Annotated in this window: 10 protein-coding genes and 1 pseudogene; 2 read left to right on the top strand and 9 right to left on the bottom strand. The window is 32.4% G+C overall.

The genetic code is table 11. The annotated features are described in order from the left end of the window. The first annotated feature begins 23 nt into the window (after positions 1 to 23). Both BFJ87_RS03585 and BFJ87_RS03580 read left to right on the top strand, forming a co-directional pair. A complete protein-coding gene (locus BFJ87_RS03585) occupies positions 24 to 1,961 on the top strand; it encodes a CBM96 family carbohydrate-binding protein (RefSeq protein WP_077400022.1) in 1,938 nt (645 codons plus the stop codon). A 54-nt stretch (positions 1,962 to 2,015) separates the two neighbouring features. Beyond that, complete coding sequence (locus BFJ87_RS03580) at positions 2,016 to 4,754, top strand: right-handed parallel beta-helix repeat-containing protein (protein ID WP_077400019.1); 2,739 nt, start codon at positions 2,016 to 2,018, stop codon at positions 4,752 to 4,754. A 274-nt stretch (positions 4,755 to 5,028) separates the two neighbouring features. Here the strand turns inward: BFJ87_RS03580 and BFJ87_RS03570 are convergent, their stop codons facing one another. The 9 genes and pseudogenes from BFJ87_RS03570 to BFJ87_RS03530 form a co-directional block, all read right to left on the bottom strand. Beyond that, on the bottom strand, positions 5,029 to 5,316 hold the full coding sequence (locus BFJ87_RS03570; RefSeq protein ID WP_077400013.1) for a hypothetical protein: 288 nt from the start codon (positions 5,314 to 5,316) through the stop codon (positions 5,029 to 5,031). 85 nt (positions 5,317 to 5,401) lie between these two features. Further along, positions 5,402 to 5,659 carry a hypothetical protein gene (locus BFJ87_RS03565; protein WP_077400010.1) on the bottom strand — a complete coding sequence of 86 codons (258 nt, stop codon included), beginning with the start codon at positions 5,657 to 5,659 and terminating at the stop codon, positions 5,402 to 5,404. A 6-nt stretch (positions 5,660 to 5,665) separates the two neighbouring features. Next, a complete protein-coding gene (locus tag BFJ87_RS03560) occupies positions 5,666 to 8,038 on the bottom strand; it encodes a TonB-dependent receptor (protein ID WP_077400007.1) in 2,373 nt (790 codons plus the stop codon). A 43-nt stretch (positions 8,039 to 8,081) separates the two neighbouring features. Continuing rightward, a complete protein-coding gene (locus BFJ87_RS03555) occupies positions 8,082 to 8,939 on the bottom strand; it encodes a hypothetical protein (RefSeq protein WP_077400004.1) in 858 nt (285 codons plus the stop codon). 45 nt (positions 8,940 to 8,984) lie between these two features. After that, positions 8,985 to 9,101, bottom strand: a pseudogene (locus BFJ87_RS03550) (transposase); the annotation flags it as partial. Positions 9,102 to 9,203: 102 nt separating this feature from the next. Next, positions 9,204 to 9,638, bottom strand: a complete 435-nt coding sequence (locus BFJ87_RS03545; RefSeq protein WP_077400001.1) for a hypothetical protein — start codon at positions 9,636 to 9,638, stop codon at positions 9,204 to 9,206. Next, positions 9,638 to 16,375: a hypothetical protein gene (locus BFJ87_RS03540; RefSeq protein WP_077399997.1), complete on the bottom strand. Its 6,738-nt coding sequence runs from the start codon at positions 16,373 to 16,375 to the stop codon at positions 9,638 to 9,640. The genes BFJ87_RS03545 and BFJ87_RS03540 overlap by 1 nt, the downstream gene beginning before the upstream one ends. A 1-nt stretch (position 16,376) precedes the next feature. Beyond that, positions 16,377 to 17,744, bottom strand: coding sequence for a PKD domain-containing protein (locus BFJ87_RS03535; RefSeq protein ID WP_077399994.1), 1,368 nt, complete (start codon positions 17,742 to 17,744; stop codon positions 16,377 to 16,379). A 1-nt stretch (position 17,745) separates the two neighbouring features. Next, positions 17,746 to 21,066 carry a T9SS type A sorting domain-containing protein gene (locus BFJ87_RS03530; protein ID WP_077399991.1) on the bottom strand — a complete coding sequence of 1,107 codons (3,321 nt, stop codon included), beginning with the start codon at positions 21,064 to 21,066 and terminating at the stop codon, positions 17,746 to 17,748. Positions 21,067 to 21,068 lie beyond the last annotated feature (2 nt).

Raw genomic sequence — 21,068 nt, 5'->3', positions numbered from 1 at the left:
AGTAGCTTTTTTAGTTAAATGATATGAAACTTTATCTATATAAACAAAAAAAAGCATTTGTTTACTGTTTAGTCTGCCTATTATGTTTTGGGTTTAAGGTAACAGCACAATTAAAAGTAGGTGATCCAGGTGTACGTTTTAATAATAGTAAGTATGACAGTAGATATCCGCAAATGAAAGAATGGCAAAAAGCCGGTGTTAGAGGTGGTATTCCGTTTTTAAAAGATGTAAAAGTTGTAAAAACACTTACAAATGGTGCAAATAGTGACGCTATTAATAGTGCTATAAATGATGCATCTAAACAAAGTGGGTTAGTAGCAGTGTTACTAAAAAATGGCACTTATACTATTAATAAGCGTATTGTAATGAAATCTAATGTCTCTTTAATAGGAGAAAGCAGAGGTAATGTAAAGTGTATTATAAAAATGAATAATGGTGATGCATTTAGTTTTTACAAAGTACGTAAAAGTGGTATTTACACTTTAACTATAGAAGGTAGTTGGGGAAAACCTAAGTACAACTGGAATTATAGTTTAGATGCTAATGATGAGCTAAAAAATAATGATAATATTTCTGTAAAGTTTAACAGATCTGAAGATTGTTGGTTAGATAAAGTAACCATACTAAACTCGGCTAGAGATCCTGTAAGAGTACCATCTAACCATATTACTTTAAGAGATTTAAAGGTAGATGGAGCACATAAGAAAGCTGGTGGTGCACAAGGTTATTTTTTTATACAAGGAGCGTATAATTTAATAACAGGTTGTGAGGTTACACATTTAAGGCATATTTCTTTACAAGGCGGTAATGTAGAGTACAATGTGGTTTATGATAATGATTTTAGACAAGAGGTGAGTTTCCATAGTGGAGATAAAGGGAATAATTTAATAGAAAACAACAGAATTACATTGCCTTTTGATATGCCTAACTCAAAGGCAGATACTCCTAATGCAGCTTATAATAACAGCAAAGAGCCTAATTATTATGCAATTATGGGACCTTGGTCTAGTCAGCATACAAACTCAGAAAAACCAAATTTTATTTTTAAGAACAATTGTTTAGAACAAAACCACAATAATGCTAGGCCTTGGTCTAATCCTAATTTACTTTATAAAGGGCCTAAGGAAGTAAAACCAGCAAACCCTGCTACTAATTTCCCTGCATTATCTGCGAGTTTAACACCTAAAGGAGGCACATTGTATCCTATAATTTTGAGTGAAAATTCAGGAGGTTCTAATGCTTGCAATAGAGAGGTAACAGTTTCTGTTTTAGAAGATGCATATTTACAACAAGCATCTAAATATAATACAAGTGAGCTAAGAGTAGAGGGCACTAAGCGGGTTAGTTACTTGCAGTTTAAAATACCTGCTAATGCGGCGGCTATTACTAGTGCAAAGTTACAACTAACGGTATCTACTGATAATGGTAACGGACGTATAGATGTTTTAAAAGGGAAATCTAATAGTTGGACAGAAGATAATTTATCTGCTACAAACAAACCTTTACCAGGTTCTACATTAGGTACATTAACAACTACTTATAAAAAAGGAGAAACTTACAATTGGGACTTAACAGGTGTACAACCAGGAGAAACAATTACACTGGTAGTAAAACAAGCAAGTGGTAACGATGTATCATTTTGGTCTAAAGAAGGAATAAAACCACCAAAATTAGAGTTAAAAATTAATTGTAACAATGCAGCAACTAACAGTATTTTAAGTTCAAAAACAGTAGAAGCCACAACTACAGTAATAGTATATCCTAATCCTGCACAAGAGTATATTACAGTATCTGGACTTACCGTTGGTAAGCATATTGTTTTATATGATTTTTTAGGAAATGTGTTGCTTAAAAAAGTAGCCAAATATACTTCAGAAACCTTAATTACTTCGGGCTTAAAAGCCGGTAAATATATTATTGGTATAGAAGGAGAAAAAGGTGTTCAGTTTATAAAAAAATAATAACTAAAAGCCGCTTAGCTATTAGAGTTAAGCTGCTTTATAAATACAATTACTATGATAATAAATAAACATAAAATAAAAGCATATTTGTTCTGTGCTTTTCTATTCTTAAGTGCAGTATCTGTAGTTGCACAAAAAAACTATTACGTTAGCACCTCTGGTAACGATGCTAACAACGGAACATCTGCGGCTACTCCGTGGAAAACAATAAATAAGGTTAATAGCCAAAAAAACAACATTAAAGCAGGTGATGTTATTAACTTTAATAGAGGAGACGTCTTTTATGGCTCATTAGATTTAAAAGGCAAAAAAGGGTCATCTAGTAAAGCTATTGTCTTACAAGCGTATGGTTCTGGGAACAAGCCAGTACTTAGAGCGGCTAAAAAAATGAATAACTGGACACGCCATAGTGGTAATATTTGGAAAACAAACTTGGGTAAGGTAAATAACGGTAGAATTCCGTCTTTGTTTTTAAACAATCAAGCACAGCAAATAGGTAGGGAGCCAAATGTTAGTGCTGCAAATGGCGGTTACAGAACAATAAAATCTCACGCAGGAAATAATAAATCTATTTCAGAAGAGTCTAGTTTACCATATGCATCAAACAGGTTTAAGGGTGGTGAAATTGCTATTAGAACTACAGATGATAATGTAAAGGTAGAAACAGTTACATCTCACGGAGGTACAACGGTAAATTTTAGTTTAGCTGACCCTAGTGCAGGTTTTGAAAACAATTTGGAAAACAATTTTGGATATTTTTTTCAGAATCACGTTAACACATTAGACAAAAACGGAGAATGGGCACACGATACCAATGCAGGTGTATTGTATTTGTATAGCAATACTAATCCAAATAATATAAATGTAGAAATACCATCAGGAGAAGAGGCTCTGGCTTTAAATAATACCAATTATATTAAAATTCAGAATTTAAGAGTAGAAGGAGGTTTAAGTCAGACTTTGTCTATTAGCGGTGCATCTAACTTAACTATTGCAAACTGTAATTTTTACAATGGTAATAACTACTTGTCTTTAGGTTTTACCTTAAGCAATATTAAAGTAACAAATACTGTTTTTGAAGAAAGTAATAACGTAGCAATACGTTGGGAGGGTATAAATGGATTAACCTTTAGCAATAATACAGTTAAAAATATTGGTATGCGTACTGGTATGGGTGCACCAGGTTTTATTGGTTATACAGGAGTAAGGTTTATTAGTAAGTCTGGATCATCTACTAACATTATAGAAAAAAACACAATTAAAGACATAGGATATCATGCATTAAATTTTGGTGGTGGTAATTTAAAAATTAGGTATAACAACATTAGTAATTATTGTTATACTAAAGATGATGGTGGTGGTATATATTCTGTTGGTAATAAAAACGGAAATAACAGCATTTATAACAATATTGTACACGATTCTCCTGGCGCAATTAGAGGTGTGCCAAGTGGTAGAGGCTTTAAAACAGCTGGTATTTATATAGATAACGACTCCCAAAACCAATTAATTTATGAGAATACCGTATACAATATAGTAGGTTGGGGTTTAATGGCAAACTTGTCTAGTAAAAATAAAATTAAAGATAATACGGTTTATAATTGTGACAATGGGTTAGTACTATCTACTTATAGCAATAGTTTTGGCGCTGGTGGTAGTGTAGCAAAATCCACCAATAACACTATAACTAATAATATTTTGTTTTGTAAAAAACCAAACCAGTTTTCTGCAAGGTATACCAACCAAATTACAGATGCTGGTTTTAATACCTTTTTAGGAGATGTAAATAGTAATTATTACTGTATGCCATACAAGGGACAAGAAGAACTGAGCATTACGCTAGCTAGGCAGACAAATGAGTATACGTTAAATGAGTTTAAAACAAAATATCCTAATTACGAGAAAAAAGGAAAGAGTGCTCCTGTACAATTTGCAACAACAGTAAATCCAGGTACATTTATAAAATTTGTAGTAAATACAACAGGTGTAGCAAAATCTGTAAGTTTAGGATCTACAGATTATGTAGATGCTAAGCATAAAAATTACACAGGAAATGTAACAGTAGCGCCTTATTCTGCAATTGTATTGCTTAAAGGAAAAGCAGATGCAGGTTCGCCAGTAACCTCTCAGTTAATAGATAATGGAATGTATACTATAGAGTCTGTAACTTCTAACCAAAGATTATTGTCTAGAGCCTTAGAGACATTTAATGCAAAAATGGTAAATCCTGGTAATTTTGATGATCAAAAATGGATTTTTACGCATTTAGGTGATAACGTATACACTATAAAAAATAAAGCAAACAATAGATTTTTAGAAGTACCATACGCCAAATGTGAGAATAAAGTACAAGTAGCAACATATACTAGTGCAGCTGGAAAACACCAACAATGGAAAGTTGTAGAAAACGGTGCAAATGTATACGGCTTATTACCTAACCATTGCCAAACACAAGGTTTAGACCGTAACAATGGGACATTAAATACAAATGCTATAACTTATTTTTATGGTAAGGACAATGGCAACCAAAAATGGAAAATAGTACCAACAACAGCTAGTTTAAGAAGCAGTGAAGCTGTTTTAACAGTATATCCTAACCCAGCAAGTGAATTAATAAAGGTAGCAGGAGTAAAAGTAGGAGATAAGCTAGTTGTTAGAAATATGAGTGGTGTTGTTGTTAAAGAAATGAATGCAACAGCAGCAGAAGCAGTTATTTCTTTAGACAATTTAAAATCTGGAATGTATATTATTTCTATACCAGGAACAGAAAGCAAACAATTTTATAAACAGTAATACTTAAAAATTAGTAAAAAGCCACCTAAATGTACCGTTTGGGTGGTTTTTTAATTTTTTGTTACTCTGATTACTCTTTACGGCAGGAGCAGGATGATTTCGCTAGCGGGGGAGGACTCGAAAGCGAGACAGGTTTATTCTCAAGATAAAGAAATAACTCTTGCATCTACCAAATTAAATTCTTTTAAAAACAAAAGAGCATTATCTGATATTATCAATTTATTTGGAGTTTCTATTCCAAAATCATCTTTTTTCGCCTCTCCAGTTATTCTAATTAAGTAATAATCAGGTGTTTTTTTTCAGAGTATAAATTTTTAAAAGTCTCAGAAACTTCAACATTTACTTTTTCTCCAAATTCAAATCCAGTAAAATTTGTCTTTAAAAGAGCATCATAAACTCTTTTAGTTATAAAATAACAAGGTGAATTTCTTAAAATATCGTCATTTGACCATAAATCTAAAACAATATGTAACTTTAATACTTTCCAAGGTGTAAACGACTTGTCGTACTCTGTTTCTCTACCAAGCTGAGAAGGAGCTTGTGGTTTTAATTGAATAAACATAATTAATAATCTAAAGGTCTAATTGGTGGAGACCCCCCCCGCTAGCGCAAGCATCTTGCTTGTGCCGTTAAACAAACTAAAAATTTTACTTGTTTTTACTAAAGTCTCTTATAATTTTATAGATGTAATAAGCACTTAAAATAAGTAAAGTTCCTTTACCTAAAAATACACCAAATTTGTTGTTGTGTAGGTATTTTAATATTGCTTCTAACAAACCAGCTCGCCAACTAGAAGGAAATTCTTCCAAAGGAGTCCAATAATCGTATATATAGTAAAGAAATACAGTAGTAGCAAGTGCGAGCAAATTAACAAGCAGTTCTTCTGTTTTATCTGAGAGTTTCATTATAACCTATTTCTTAATCTGCTTATGGTATAAATCAGCTAAATAATACTCTAAAAAGTTTACAATGTCTACTTCGGTTTTACCATTGGTGTACATTAAATAAACCTTGTTTATATGCTTGTCTTTAAAGGCTGTTAAACGTGTACTATTAATTTCATCCATAATGTCCCAAGTACGCATACCTTCTAACATATTTCTATGGTTGTCAAAACGCTCATTAACAACCTTTAGTTTTTCTTTACTTGCTGCTGTCTTTTTAACTTTAGGGTCGTTATTCTCAGCATTTAAGCGTATAAACTCTTTTTCTAGTTTATAGTCTATATCTTCTGCATCTTTAACTAGTTTATTATATGCACGTAGTACAAAGTCGTTGTATTTTTCCTGAAAACCTTTAAAATCTTCTAAAGACTTTAAATAGATAATAGCTTGCTCTTTGTAAACAGCATCTTTTTTACCAATAGCTTTTATCATATTATCTGCCAAGCCTCTTAACTCAAGATTTTTATCGTCTGGTATTTTTCCAAAGTTAGGATCTTTGGTTAGTTGTAAAATAGTGTCTGTAATATTATTGGCATAATCTACATACTTGTATTTTTTGTAATTTATAGTAATAATACTATCTCTAGTTTTACGTTTTTTGTCTTTTTTACCCCATTTAATTTTAGGTTTTTTAACGTCAAAAGAATAGTTGTATGAGAAAGTTGCCGTAAACTCTTTTAAGCCAGAAACCGTTGGTGTGGTTCTAAAAAGCTGAATTGCATTTAAACTTAGGTTGTGTTTCTCTAGCAACACGTAAGACACACCACCTCTAAGGTTGGTAATGTTTGTGGTACCACCTGTATTTTGGGTTTTGTTGTAAGATGATGCTAAAACCGATTTTAATTTGTTGTCAAAAAAGCCTTTTTTAACGCTTAAGGTAGGACCCCAAGTTGTAGCATCTTCACGACCAATAGTATTGTATGTACCATTTAATGATGGTGTTATATTTAGGTTTAATTCTGTAAAACCAATAGTGTAGGAGGTAGCTATGTTATGAAAAGTAGACGCATCACCAATTCTAACAATTCCCCCTTGTTCATTGGCAATATCACTAACATTGTAATTTAAATTTACATTCTCTTTTTTGGTTTTAGAGCTCGATAAAATATAGTTGATATTTAAATTTGCATTTTGCGATATCTGCTTGTAATTTAAAGAGTCTGTAGCGTTGTCTAGTAAATTATCATCATTAATATCATCAAACTGATTGGTTCTAACGTTGGTGTAAGTACTAAAGTTAGAGTAGGAGCCAGTAAATGTTAAACGCTCTGATGCAGTATACGTTGCATTTGCAGCACCAACAAATCTGCTTGTAGGGTTTGCTTTTTGGTCGTCTAGATCATCTCTCTGAAAACCAACATTAAAGCTTAAATTTACTTTATTGTTAAATAGTGGTCTAGATAAGTTTAGAGTAATATTCTCAAAATCGTTGTTAAAAAAATAAGCACCTAAAGTCTCATAACCAGGATCTACACGCTCATAATTAACACCAAGATTTGCTTGGTAAAATGAGTAGTTTACACCTAATTTATACGCATTGTAATATTCTGTAGAAGCTCGGTTTTTAAAAAAGCTTCCTAACAGTCCTTTTTTACCACTAGAGGTCTCTTGCGCTCTAGTGTCTTGCGTTATGGCAGTTGTAGCATATTCTGCACGCAACTCTAAGTTTTTAGATAGGTTTACACTACCTTCAAAACCAAGAACAAGGTTTTCTTTAGGTAACACACCTTCTACATCTGGGTTAATATCAATAGAATTCTCCCTGTCCGATGCATAAAACGTAGACACACCCACACTGTATTTATCTTGCTCAAACACCGTTTTAAAACCATAACCCATTCTTTGGTAGGCAACTACGGCACGCTCATCTTCTACAGGTTCTGTAGCCTTTAAAAGTCTACCATACATAGCACTAAATGTAAAACCTTTACTAGGTGTTAGTTCTACACCACCACCAGTAAATTGGTGTCCGCTTAAGGTGTAAGGAGAAAATGTCATATTTACATCTCCAATATGCGCAGTAATCCACTTGTATTTAGGGTGTAAGCTTAACCTGTTAAAATTAAAAGGCAATTGATAGCCTAGCTGTTCCCCTTGGTTAGAGTAGTTGTAGCTAACAGGAATAGAAAAATTATAATAACTAAAATTTAAATTACCTTGTGCGTAATACGTAAAAGGTTCTCTGTTGTTTCTTTGGTTGCTACTGTAAAATACAGAACTAGCGGAAATACCTCCGCCTACTTTAAAAGGCGAAGATTTTCCAAAAGTTTCTAAATCTACACTTTGCGATATGGCAAGTGTAGGTAGTAGTATAAAAAGTGAAAGTAATAGGTTTTTCAAGAAAAAAGTTGGTTGGTGTTTATAGTAGTAGTAAAAACAAGAATTATAGTTTTTCTCTTAAAATATGGTTTATAGCCATAGCTTTTAAAACTTCTTCTTTGGTTTTTAACTTGTCTAGTTTGTCGCTTTCTTCTTTTCTAAAAGGAACGTATGTTTTGTAATTATAGGTTACGTATGATGCCAAAGGCACTCTTTTAGAATTTAATAAGTACGTTTTTTTATACGTAGTATTATTTGCAAAAGTTTTAAACTCATACACACCGTAACCAATTAATAATGGCTCACTATCTGGGTTTTCTTCTGTAGCAGTATTTTGGTAAATTTCTAACTCAGTAGCAGTAACCATCATAGTACTTTTAATACTAGTTGTTTGTTTAGGAGCATAGGTTTTTATAAAAATATCACGATTTTCAAAGTCTCTTTCTACTTTATAGCCAATGTGTTTTTTAAGTTCTTTTTCGTTGTTTTGTAGTTCTACCAATTTTGTTGGAATTTTGATAGATTTAGCTATTAAATAGGGAATATTAGCTTCATTATAGCCGTTACTATTTAAAAAACCAACTTCTACCAAGTACTTTACAATTCTTTTTTGCGTAATGTAAAAGCCTTTTTCTACTATAGCAAGTGTGTCTTGTATTTTGTCTCCTGTAACCACGTGGTAGTCTATAGTTTCATCATCATGAAATAAGATAGACTTGTAAACAAAAGTTTTTACTTTAAAAAGCGGATTACCATCTACGTCTGATATTTGGTAGTATTTAGGCTTTTCTGTTTTTACCTTTTCTATGTTTGCAATTTTTACTTTATCTAAAAATATCTCCCCTTTTTTTTCTTTTATTTTTTGTGCCATAGCACCAAGAGATACTAAAAATAATGAGGCAATAAGCAATTGTTTTTTCATAGTTGTATGTAATTTATTTGGGTTATTTTTTTGTTTTTAAATTGATGTTTCTTCTAATACATTAAAATAAGTTTGTCTAGTAAATACATCTATCCAATAAACAGTAGCAAAGCTTACAAAGTAAGCTGCTGTTGGATTATTAAATTTGTATTTTCTGCTCATTTTACTTTTATATTGTTTTTTGCTTTGCTTACTCCTTACGGCACGAGCGTGACGCTAGCGCTAGCGGGGGTTAAGAGTAAGAAAAATATATATTTTATGAATTTAAGAAATTTCATTTTTCAAAGTTTCTTTATTTATAATCTTTGTGCCATCAACAAGAAGCAATGCATCTAAATAATTTGCCATCTCTAATAACAATTCTAAATGATGCTTCTTAATTTTTTTTTGAAAAGTAGTTCTAATCACTCCAAGTTCTTCATTGAATTGAACAACAACTTCATAATACCCCTTTTTTAAATTAAATTCAGCATTAGCTTTTTGTTTACTATGACTCTTCAATATACCATCTCTAAAGGCCTTTGGTATTTCATCTAAATTCTTTAAAGTATTTTTACCTTGTTCAGTTTCTTCTTCCCAAGTAAAATAGTCTTGATGAGTATCTATAAATTCGATATAAGCATCGTAAGATATTTTCTCTTTTATTTTGGAAATATTCTTAAATTTCTCTTTGGATATCCAAGGGTCTGATATTTTCATTATGGGATAAATTCTTCTAAAGTATTAATCTTAAAATCTATTGTTGGTCTCTCCACCTTTAAAGTGTTTAACCATTCATTTTTAATGGCATCTTTAAATTTTTCTTTTGGCATATAAATATGAACTTCTACTTTATTATAAATAATTGTTTTACCATTCCAAGTAATACCATTATTAGCCCCTTTACCTGCAATAAGATTATCTAAGTTATTCTTTATTGCATTAGATTCTAACCATTTATTTACATCTGTAACTGTTGTAGTTTTCATAGAAACTACGGTCTCTGTAAAAATATTATTACCAGAAGAAGTTCCATTTTTATAAAAATCAATGGCTTTAAAATTACTTGCAATTTCATCTGTATGTCCCCATCCAGAAGTTTTCAAATACCTGTAATTGCCCATCATATCTTCAAACAACTTTCGCTCAAAGAAAATTTGAGGATAATATGCTTTCCAAGCATCTTCTATGTAACTTAATTTTTGTGCCTTAGATAATCTAGCAAAATCATCTATGTTGTTAACCACAGTATTTGCCGCACTTCCAGCCCTTCTAAACTGTATGGTTACATTATTATCAGTATTTATTAGTATTTCAGGTTCCGCATCAAAATTATTTCTTTTAATAGTTTTTCCAGAAGGAGTTAAAAAAGCAGCTTCTTTTGGAGAAACAGGTGGAATTGCGTCTGTTCCATTTATAAGTTTTTTAAACTCAGTGAGGTTAGCTGGTTCACCACCAATATAGCGGCTAGATGCTATGTACTCTTCTTTTATAATTTTTGTTTCTGGATGGTTGGCTAAACCTTTTGCATAAATTTCAGATGCTACTCCTTGTTTTTGTAAAAATGGAGGAACATTTAAGTCAAACTCAATTGTTTTTGTTGCTTGGGTATAACTAGAGCTTGCAACACCTAAATCTACATCATCTAAAAACTTAACCTTATAATATTTGCCCGTAAAATCTATATTTGTCCAAAGTCTATTGTTAACACCGGCAGAGCTTGTTTTCCAAGTTTTATAACTCCCACCAATTAATTCAGAAACTTCATCTAGGTTTTCTAAGTCTATTTTTATAACATCATCAACTCCTATATCGTCTAAAACAGCCCAAGCTTCAACTGATTTTGGTTTTTTGTTTAGGGCATTAAGTAAGTCTGGTAATTCTGAAAATTGATCGGCAAATTTTGTTAATTTTCCTTGGTCATTTAAGTTTTCTAAAGTTGTTTTTAAGCTGGAAAAACCATCATCTTCTAATTTTTTTATAAAATTGGAAACAGTTAGGTCATCAGCTGTAGCAGCTCTAATGTAATACTTACCATCCTCAATGTTTTCTACTATTTGCCACTTTGCGGTAGCTGCATCTACAGATTTGTCTATAGCATTAAACTCTTCTAAAACAATAATATTTTTAGAGTTAGTTAAACTATTTGGGAGCTTAAGTGTATTATATATAGTAAGAGCATCATCACCCCCTTCAAAATTATACTTAAATAGTGAGTATTCTAATTCTGCTGTAACATTATATACTTTTTTATAATAATCAAATTTACCTTTAGCAGTTATAAATGCGTTTTTAGCTTCTGAAGCTACTACAAGAGTTAACTCGGCAAAGCCTTCTAAAATTTGATCGTAGCTAGCTGTATTAGGAAAAAACTCTCTGTACTTAACTAATTCTTTATATGTATTATTTAATTTTGTTAATAGAATAGCTCTATTTCCAGAAGACATTCCTTTTAATTGAGCAGGTAATGTTTTTATAGCCTGTTTTGTTACTAACCCAAATTTTAAAACATTTTTACCCCCTACAGCAACAGTCTGATATAGTCCCTTTATTGCAGATGGTAATTGTGCTACTTGATATATAGTATACATATTATCCCATAAAGGGTATATGTCTTCTCCAAGGTAATCAGCTACTTCTTCTCTTTGCAGCATCATATATATATCTATACCAGCTGCTGATTGCTCTAATGCAATTAAGAAAGTACTACTTGCTCCAAATGTTGCAGGAGCAGCTGCAATGGCTAAGATATCTGCTGCTATTCTAACTGTTGATTTAATTTGATCATCTACTATAGAATCTTGTAACCAATGTAGAAATATAGCAGGTACCATAAAAGCAGACCCCTTATCAAATTTTTGAGTGTCTAAATAAATATTTCCCTTGAAATCTAGATACACTAAATCCATTGGGTTAAAAGTCCTATTTATAATTTCTTTATCACTCTTACCAAAATGTTTTATGCTGAATTTTACCTCAATATTTCCACTTTCATTTATTTTAGTAGAAAAATTAGCTCCCTCAAATAAAAAGTGTCTTAAAAAAATGGCGTCAGTTGCAACTTCATATACTTTATCACCCAATGATATTTGATGAAAAGGTATGTAATTAGTGTCCTCAGGTATTTTTTTAAGCTTATCATACTCCGTATTGAGATAATCAATTGTAGCATAATCGCCGTAAACCGAACTAGGAAATGCTCCCTCAAAGCTTTTGATATAAGCTTTAGAAATATTTTGAATAAAACTGTTTAATTCGGTATTGTCAGATATATTATCTAAAGTTTCAAATATTTTTTTTACTAAAATTGGATTTTCTTTTAGCTTTAATCCTAAAGCTAAACTATTAGCATCAGTAAGATTAGCAGAAGTACCTGCAATTATTTTTTCTGATTTACTACCCCAATCATCTTTGTTATCAAGGGTTTTAAGAATTTTTATGCGGTCATCTACATCTCCATAATCATTACTTAGGAGAGTAAATTGATTCATAAATTCGGTTATTGCAACATCATTTGCATCTTCTAAAAATTGCCAAACGTATTTATTTTCTTCTTTTGTTATAAACTCATATAATTCTTTTTTATCATCATATTCGTTATTCTTTTCTTTTGAGAATTTTATTAATCTTGCAATACCATTATGCCAGTGAAGATTATTAAGATTAGAAGAGCTTAAGGTTGAACTAAATCCTTCAATAAATAAATCAAGTGCTTTTTTTCTTGTAGTGATAGGGATATATTCAATAATGTCTTCTGTTGAAATTCTAACCCATTTGTCGTAAACTTCTTCATAATCAAAACTACTAGCAGAATCATAGTTAAAATTATCTACTAATGAGATAAACTCAGATGTATTATCTTTTGAGTTTTTAGTAAAATAGTTAATTAAGTCAATGTAGGCATTTTTAATTTTAGCTTCAGAATTCAGATGATTTAGAAATAGTTCATCATAATCATTAATTCCAAATTTTTCAGAAATGAAATCCTTAAATAACAAAGGTTGCGTATTGTTTAATAATGCCAGCTTTGCACATATCATATAATCCCCAGTAATGTTCCTGAGAATGTCAGTCATTCTACTAGCATTTACTTCATATTGACCAGGGAAAGGAACGTTTTGGTAATCATAATCTTTGTATAATTCAGTCTTTCCTTGATATATAGATTTTAATTTTTGATAATCATCTATTAAATTAAATGTCACTTTGTTGTTTGCTAAAGGAGCAAAACTAACGCTGCTTGGAACGCTACATTTTTGAAGTCTATAACTTATTACCTCATAAGTAGAACCTTTTTCAAAATAAGGAAACAAAGCAATTAACTCTTGCCTTTCTTGATTGTATTGCGTAGATTCATAATATTGTTTTGTTTTCTTTGATATAAATCCTTTATAAGTAAATGTTAAATCTTCTTTAGTGATTACGTTAGTAAAATTAGTACTTCTATCTACATCTACCTCAAACTCTTCATCTCCTATTGTGAAACCTAAAATAGCCCCAACTGGATAATCAATATATTTTTCAATTTCGTTTAAGCCTGTAGAAAATACTATATCTTTTATGTCAGAGGGTAATGTAATATAACTTCCATTTAAAGTCATAAAGGTAAATGTGCCATTACCATTAGAAAACTCTGCAGGTATTTTAGAGAACTTAGTACTCTCCCCATCCTCTTCATCTTGAAAAATATAGAACTTTAAATTTGGGTTGTGTATTTGTGCCCAGTCCATATGACTTAAAAGGTCACCGTTAGCATAGTCCATAAGCCAAGGAGTTTTTCCTTTTATATCATCGCCATAAGTTGTAAAAGGATGTTGTAAGGCAAAAATACCGTGAGCAACTTCATGCGCTGTTACTTTTGCTAAATCTCCTTTACCTTCTTCATCTGAGCTTAACCCACCATTAAATACAAAACCAAACTGGCGTTTTAGTGGCATAAAACCAGCTATAGACTTAGTTGTATTAAAACTAGAATTAAATGTAAAGACGTAGTATTTATCTTTTTGGTAGTCTATTTTTTGTTTTAAATCTGCTATAATGGCTTTCTGCTCTTGGTTATAGGTGTTTAACCAAGGTTTGTCTCCAATTTCTAATTTATTATCGGCTCCTAATAGGCCATTAGTTAAAGAAACACTTTTAGTCTCTATATTAAGCGTAGTTGAAGCTTGGTTAAAAATTGTATTTAAGTCTATTGCTGTAGGTAGTTGTGCACCGTTTACAGAAACGAGTACAACGTCTACAGTTTTTCTAGATAAATGCCATAAATTAAACGCACCAGCCGTTTGTTGTTTGGTAGTGTCTTGTTTAGATTTTACAACAGCATAAATAGGTTCGTTCTCAAAAGTATACCTTCCTTGTACACTTAAGTTAATAGTGTTGTTGGTAGCTTTTGTATGCGTTAATAACTCTCCTTGTTTGGTCTTAAAAATAAGATCATCAATGGTGTAGTCTGAGTTAGAAATACTAACTGTTGCTGTAATTAAAGAAGAGTTGTTTTTTTCTGCTACGTGATTTACAATCTCATAGTTAGCACCTTGTGCATCTTTTATAGTTTTATATTCTTCATTTAATTTGGTGTTATTTATTCCTGTTGGTAATTTGTCATAACCGTAAGTGCCTCTAGTATTAAAAGTTACAGTAATACCTTTGGCAGTTAAAGACTCTATGTCTCCGTTTTTGGTTACACCTTCTACATTATCTGGATTTACAGGTCCGCCTTTGTCTATTTTACCACCTTTGGTTACATTACCTTCTGCATCTACGTGGTAGGTGTTGCCAGCACTATCTACAATAACTTTATCATCTCCTAAAGGAGAAGTTCTTACCTGTGCATCATTAGGATTTCTAATAACAATTTGTCCGTCTTCAACAGTAATGTAATCTTCAAAATAATCTGGAGGTATAACAAAGTTTACATTTAATTCATCAATATCATTATCACCTTCAATAAGTTCTGTTAATTCAGATACATCAGACATACCAGCACCACCGGTAGTAGCAAACTTTTCATCATACTCCGTTTCTACAATACCATTGGTTAATTGCTTGTCTGTATTTATTTGTATGTTGTTAAAAGTAACCCTTATTTGTGTGTCTCCTAAATATGGTACTACTATAAAACCCCAACCTGTGTAATTGCCATTGCCGCCATTTACTTCTTTTACGGTTACAGGAAAATCACCTGCTGTAAAAACATCATTAACGCCTAGTAATTGTAGCGGGTCTTGGTTGGTAATTACAATTTCTGGAGGTATGCCACAATTGTACTCACTAGCATCTTCTTTGCCAGGCGTAGTAAAGGTGTTTATTGCGGAGTAGCTGTAGCCACCATTTTGTACACATTGGCCACCAACTCTATACTCATAGGTAGTTTCTGCTTCTAAAAAGAATAATTTCTTTTTAGTTTCAACAGTTTGAGATTCAAACCACACATTATTACTGCCACCTTCTTTTCTAAATTGTATTTGGTAGTTAATATGGTCTGGGTTTTGCTGCCAGGTAATTTCTTCTGTGGTTGTACCTTCAGACTTTGCTAAAATGTACTGTGGAGCATCGCACTTGCCAGTATAGGTAAAGTAAAAAATTTCACTATAACCACCATTTTTAAATACAGCAGTTTCACTAATACCATCGCTAACAATAGCACGCACACGCCACCCGTATGTTTTGCCTTCTAAAAGGCTAGTTTCTCCAGGGCCGTAGAGTAGGGTATTTGCAAAACCTTTAGTTTGGTATAAGTTTGGCGAAGCTAAAAAAGCTGCTTGTGGATCTACATTTGTGTCCCAAAGTTCACGCAGTTCAAACTCATACTCAACACCAGTTGCATTTACGTGTCTTGGTGTCCATTGAAAAATAATATTTTGAGGATCTTGGGCAGGTACTTGCTCTCCGTTTTGTGGCAAATTTAAAAAAGGAGGATCGTTAAGTACTAAGTAAACAGGATAGCATTTTTTTTCTGATAAAGGTCTACCTGTAGTCCAATCAAAAACCTCAAAACAAAACTGATACAGGCCATCTGGTAGCGGTTTGCTGTATTCGCTAGGAGTAATGCCATCTAAGTTTTGTAAGTCAAAATACGGTTGCAAATCTAGGTTAGATAAGCGCAACGGAATACCACCAGTTAATTGTATTGGAGCAGCATTTTGAACAAAATCTTTAGATTGTATGTTAACACTGTTACCAGAGATAGAAAATCGTAAACGCACTTGTAAGTCGGACTCATTAACATCTGTTAAAAGCAAGTTTACCAATAATTTTTCTGTGGTAGAAGTGCTATAGTCAGACAGTTTTAAACTGTAAGGAGGTGTTAACTGTGGCGATACTTGTACGGGGAATAATTGTGCTGATGCTACAGAGCTAGTAAGTAGTACTAGCAATATTAATGCAAAACCTAAAAGCTTGTTTATAGGTGCACTTAATATGCTTGTTTTAAAAGGTATTAAATTACGTATTTTCATCTTACTGTTTCTGTATTTTAATATCGGTTAGTATGTAAGAGTTTTGTCCGTCTTTTACATATTCTTTTATTTTTATAGCACCATTTCTACCGTCTGCAGTAGTAAACAAAACAATTCTGGGCACTGTAGTATCTGTAAAATGTTGAGAACCACCATTGGTTTCTGTAACGGTTAAACTGCTTAAAATACTATCATCTGTCATAGCATCAAACTCTGCTACAGTTAATAATGTAGAGCAACCACATTGTTCTTGAGAATTAATAATACGTGTGTTTTGTGCATTTATTAATGCAGGAAACGTAGTAGTGCTTAAATCGTCTGGAGATACAAACTTATTAAAGGTAAAGTCTTCACCCAAGCCAAAAAATACAATATCTATTAAGCTACCATCTATGGCATCTAGTTCTTCTTTAGTATATATTTCTCTGGTTGTGGCGGAATAAAAAGCACCTACAGTATTGTTGTTATGTGCAGTGTTAATTCCGAATTTTATATCCGTTAAACTTCTAATATTGGTATTTGCTAATAACTCTATAGTTTTAGAGATCGATTTTGATTCTTTACCATTAGAAACCGTTAACGTTAGTGTTTGAGTGCCTTCTGCAGTAAAAGTAACAGTTGGGTTTTCTTCTGTACTAGTTGATGGTGTAGCATTAGAAAAAGTCCAGTTGTACGTTAAAACACCTGTACTATTATTTTGCATTGTAAGGGATACTGGAATTTGAAGATCATCATCCTGAAAAGCGACTTCCCAATCAAAATCTGCTACCAAACCATCCGCAACTGTAATTGTTTTCTCTAATTCGTGAGTTTCTTTTCCGTTACCAACCACTAATGTTATAATATGATCGCCAGGTTCATTAAAAACTACTGTTCCTGGTTGTTCTTCTGTAGAAGTTTCTGGAGTACCACCTGCAAACGTCCAATTATAGGTTGTAGCTCCTTTAGTGTTATTAGTTATTAAAACTGATGCAGGCGCAAAATTATTAGTTTGTATTTCGGCATCAAAAGCAACTTCTACAGCAGCATCTAGGGTAAAAGTAATTTCTTTACTATCTGCAGAGCCATCTTTGTTTGATGCATCTAAACGTATGGTATATTCGCCTTTATTGTTGTAGACCAAAGCACCAGGGTTTCTATCTGTACTAGATTCCCTATCTGCACCTACAAAAGACCAAGAGTAGGCGTCTGCGCCAACAGTTTTGTTTAACACTTTAACGGTAACAGGTATAGAGTAATCTTCATTAATTATAGCAATTTCAAAATCTATAACTACTGGTACAGCTTGCTCTTGCGTACAACCAGTATACAAAAGTAAAATTGCAATTAAATTACAATAGTAAAGCGCTATTTTTTTAGAGTTAAGCATATTAGTTAATAATAATTTTTCTTATTTCACTCCCTTTAGCAGTTTCTAGCAAAAGCACATAAGTTCCAGAGGCTAATGTTGTACCGTATTCTAAATTAAAATTAACAGCAGCTTTTTCTTGACGTTCGTTTACCAAACCTTGAGATGCCATACTAAATATTTTAAGCGATATAGGACTAGCCTCAGAAAGTAAAATATCTACATAAAATTGACCATTAGAAGGGTTAGGATATATTTTAAAATCTTGAATGAACGGCGTTTCAGCATCGCCAATGTCTGGAATGTTTTCTGCTTCGCCAATAATAATAGTTTTCATATAGTCTAAGAAACAAGTTCCTTGGTTAGAGCGTAGCAATATATCGTAAGATCCAGGTTCATCAAACAAAAGAATAACATTTTCATCTGTTTTAGCAATTACTACAGCTTCATCAGGTAAAAACCATTCTACTTTATCGCCTATAGGTTCACTAATATTAACTAAAGCTAATTCTTCACCAGCAAAAGCCTGCGTACTTACAATAAAGTGTGCATCTATTGGCGTATCTGATGTAGTAATTACAATACTATCACCACCATTACAACCCAATAATGTTGTAACTTGTACAGTATAAGTACCAGCTTCCGCAACTTCTATACTTGGTTCTGTACTTGTAAATCCGTTATCCGATGTCCATAAATATGTGGTGCCACTACCTTGGTATGTTGCATCTAAAACAACACTTTGTCCGCCACAAAGTAATCTGTCTTCTCCTAAGCTAATTAAATCTGGACTAGGATTTTCTAACGTAATTTCTACTGTTTCTGAACATAAATTAGCATCCATAACTGTGATAGTATACGTCCCTGCGGTTAAGTTGTTGGCGTAAAAACCAGTCTGACTAGGTATAACATTACCATCTTTAAGCCAATTATATGTGTAATCTTCTAATCCGCCACTAATACCTAAAGATATTACACCGTCTGAACCATTATTACAAACAGGATCGTTTTCTTCTAAAATGGCTACTTGGAGTGGGTTAGGAGCATCAATTACAACCTGACTAGTTGCCTGACACCCTTTTTCATCAGTTACAAAAAGAAGGTAAGTTCCTTTTTCAAGATTATCAATTCTAGGTTCTGTAGAACCATTAGACCAGTTTAGCGTATACGAACCAGTACCACCCGTGATTGAGGCTTCTGCCCAACCTTCAGTACCATCAGAACATAGTAAATCTCCTTTGGTAAAAGTAATTACAAACGGTTCTGGATCTAGTAAGTCGTGAATAACATCCGTCTCATTAACCAAACTATTGTTTACATAATTGCCAATAACAATACCGTTTGCATCTCTTATATTTACTGCATAACGAGCAGCAGTTAAATTACTAATAATACTATCTTTTTCTTCTGTAAGTACTTGAAAAACGCCATTTTCATCTTCTTTTTTCCAAGTATAATAATATGGTAATCCGTTATTAATGTCACTATCTAATTTAATACCACCTGTACCGTGAGCAACTAATTGTCCGTCTCCAACAGGATTGTTAAACTCATTTAAACTGTTACATGAAACAGGGTTTGTTTCTTCAATAGTAAGAAGTAATTCATCAGGATCTTCTATAGAAAAATCTCCTTCAGTAAAACAAGTAGTTTTTTGTGTTGCTTGCGTATGGTTAGCGTCTGTTACAGTTAAAGTATACGTGCCTTCTCCAATATTGTTTAAAGTAAAAGTTTGACTTTCTTCATCTGCATCATATGCAGAGCTAGAAACAGTTGTAACTTCAACTCCGGTATTTTTATTCGTCCATACTACATTATAAGGTGCTGTACCACCAGTAACTACTGCAATAATACGGCCATCTGTGAACCCATTAGCGGTAGCATCATTACTTTCGTTTAATCTATCTACTGTTACTTGTAAAAATTCTAAAGCTAATATGTTGTTAGGTTCTTCAATTAATTGTTCTAAAATTAAATCGTTATCATGATCGGGAGTATCATTACCATCATCATCAGGAACTAATTCTTTTGCAACGCACTCATTACCATCTCTAACCTTAATTTTGTTAAGTCCTGCAGACAAGTTATTTATTCTATGTGTATGTGTATCTTCAAAATTAACCCAATCCTCAATAGTACCATCTGGTGTTGTTAGTTGGTATTGATAATTACCCTCTGTACCACCTTCAGCTGTAACTAAAACGGTACCATCTTGCCCATCTTTACAGTTTACTTTAGTAGAATCTGAAAGTTCAAAGCTAACATAATGTGGTTCATAAACTTCAAAATCAATTTTATGATTATCACCATCAGCGAAAAGGGTAGTACCACCAACAAACTCTATACGAAAACCATCATCAGTACTTCCTGGTAATCCAGTTATGGTTAATCTGTCATTAATGATGTCATCAGCAGTAATATTGTTAATATTTTTTATTGGAGTAGAATTTGATAAATCTTCTATTACTATACCAAAACTTTCTCCAGGCTCTAAATTTTCATCAAAAACAAGGGTTATTTCTGCGTCATCTGTACCATTACAGCGTAAGCCAGTATTATTTTCAATACCTGTAATTTGTGGTGCAGATGGGAGTATTTTAAATACATTATTGGTTGGAGACTCTAAATCTCCACACATATTAACTCTAATTGCTAAAAATTTACCAATAGTACTTTCATCTAAAAAACTTGAAGGAGTTAAAGAAAATGAAGTTTCACCTTGAGTTGCAGTTGAAAAGGGCATATTTAACCAATTGTTATTAGATATATCACTTTCGTTGCTAACAACTTGATATTGCCAATTGTAGACAGATGAGTTAAAGCCTATTGAATTAGCTGTGACATTAACATCAAATTCATCTTCATAACCAATAAGGTCACTAGGTGGTGTTTCTAGTTCTATCAAAGGTTTTATATCATACCTAAAACTAATTGATGAACGTGAGGAACCTCCTGTTTCTTGATCTTGTATTAATCCATTATAAGCACAACCGCTAGTGGAAATTGTATTTTCTACATCAATGCTAGATGTATTTCCAGAACAAGTTATACCGGACCTACGTCGGAAAAAAGAAGTAAATTCAACTTTAGTTACTCGTTTTTGTCTTACAATTGTTCTTAAGTTAGCAACAGATAAAGATCCATTAGCATTACCAGAGTATATTTCTTCTCTATCTCCATCAAAGTATACTATTGTTAAGTGAGTGCCTCTATCAGAACACACATTATTTCCACTGGAAGTCATCCAATAGTTATAATCATAAATTTTAATTTCATATGATTGACTTAATAGAGAGTTGGAAACACCTAAAAAAATTATGATTAAAAGAAATATTTTTTTCATAG

Source organism: Cellulophaga omnivescoria (assembly GCF_001999725.1).
Lineage (GTDB): Bacteria > Bacteroidota > Bacteroidia > Flavobacteriales > Flavobacteriaceae > Cellulophaga > Cellulophaga omnivescoria.
The sequence above is the reverse complement of the archived record's forward strand: the minus strand, read 5'-3'. Positions and strand labels throughout refer to the sequence as shown.

What these genes read in the sequence shown, in the direction of transcription:
- BFJ87_RS03585 (WP_077400022.1), top strand. Translation starts at nt 24, where the DNA reads ATGAAACTTTATCTATATAAACAAAAAAAAGCATTTGTTTACTGTTTA.
- BFJ87_RS03580 (WP_077400019.1), top strand. Translation starts at nt 2,016, where the DNA reads ATGATAATAAATAAACATAAAATAAAAGCATATTTGTTCTGTGCTTTT.
- BFJ87_RS03570 (WP_077400013.1), bottom strand. Translation starts at nt 5,316, where the DNA reads ATGTTTATTCAATTAAAACCACAAGCTCCTTCTCAGCTTGGTAGAGAA.
- BFJ87_RS03565 (WP_077400010.1), bottom strand. Translation starts at nt 5,659, where the DNA reads ATGAAACTCTCAGATAAAACAGAAGAACTGCTTGTTAATTTGCTCGCA.
- BFJ87_RS03555 (WP_077400004.1), bottom strand. Translation starts at nt 8,939, where the DNA reads ATGAAAAAACAATTGCTTATTGCCTCATTATTTTTAGTATCTCTTGGT.
- BFJ87_RS03545 (WP_077400001.1), bottom strand. Translation starts at nt 9,638, where the DNA reads ATGAAAATATCAGACCCTTGGATATCCAAAGAGAAATTTAAGAATATT.
- BFJ87_RS03540 (WP_077399997.1), bottom strand. Translation starts at nt 16,375, where the DNA reads ATGAAAATACGTAATTTAATACCTTTTAAAACAAGCATATTAAGTGCA.
- BFJ87_RS03535 (WP_077399994.1), bottom strand. Translation starts at nt 17,744, where the DNA reads ATGCTTAACTCTAAAAAAATAGCGCTTTACTATTGTAATTTAATTGCA.
- BFJ87_RS03530 (WP_077399991.1), bottom strand. Translation starts at nt 21,066, where the DNA reads ATGAAAAAAATATTTCTTTTAATCATAATTTTTTTAGGTGTTTCCAAC.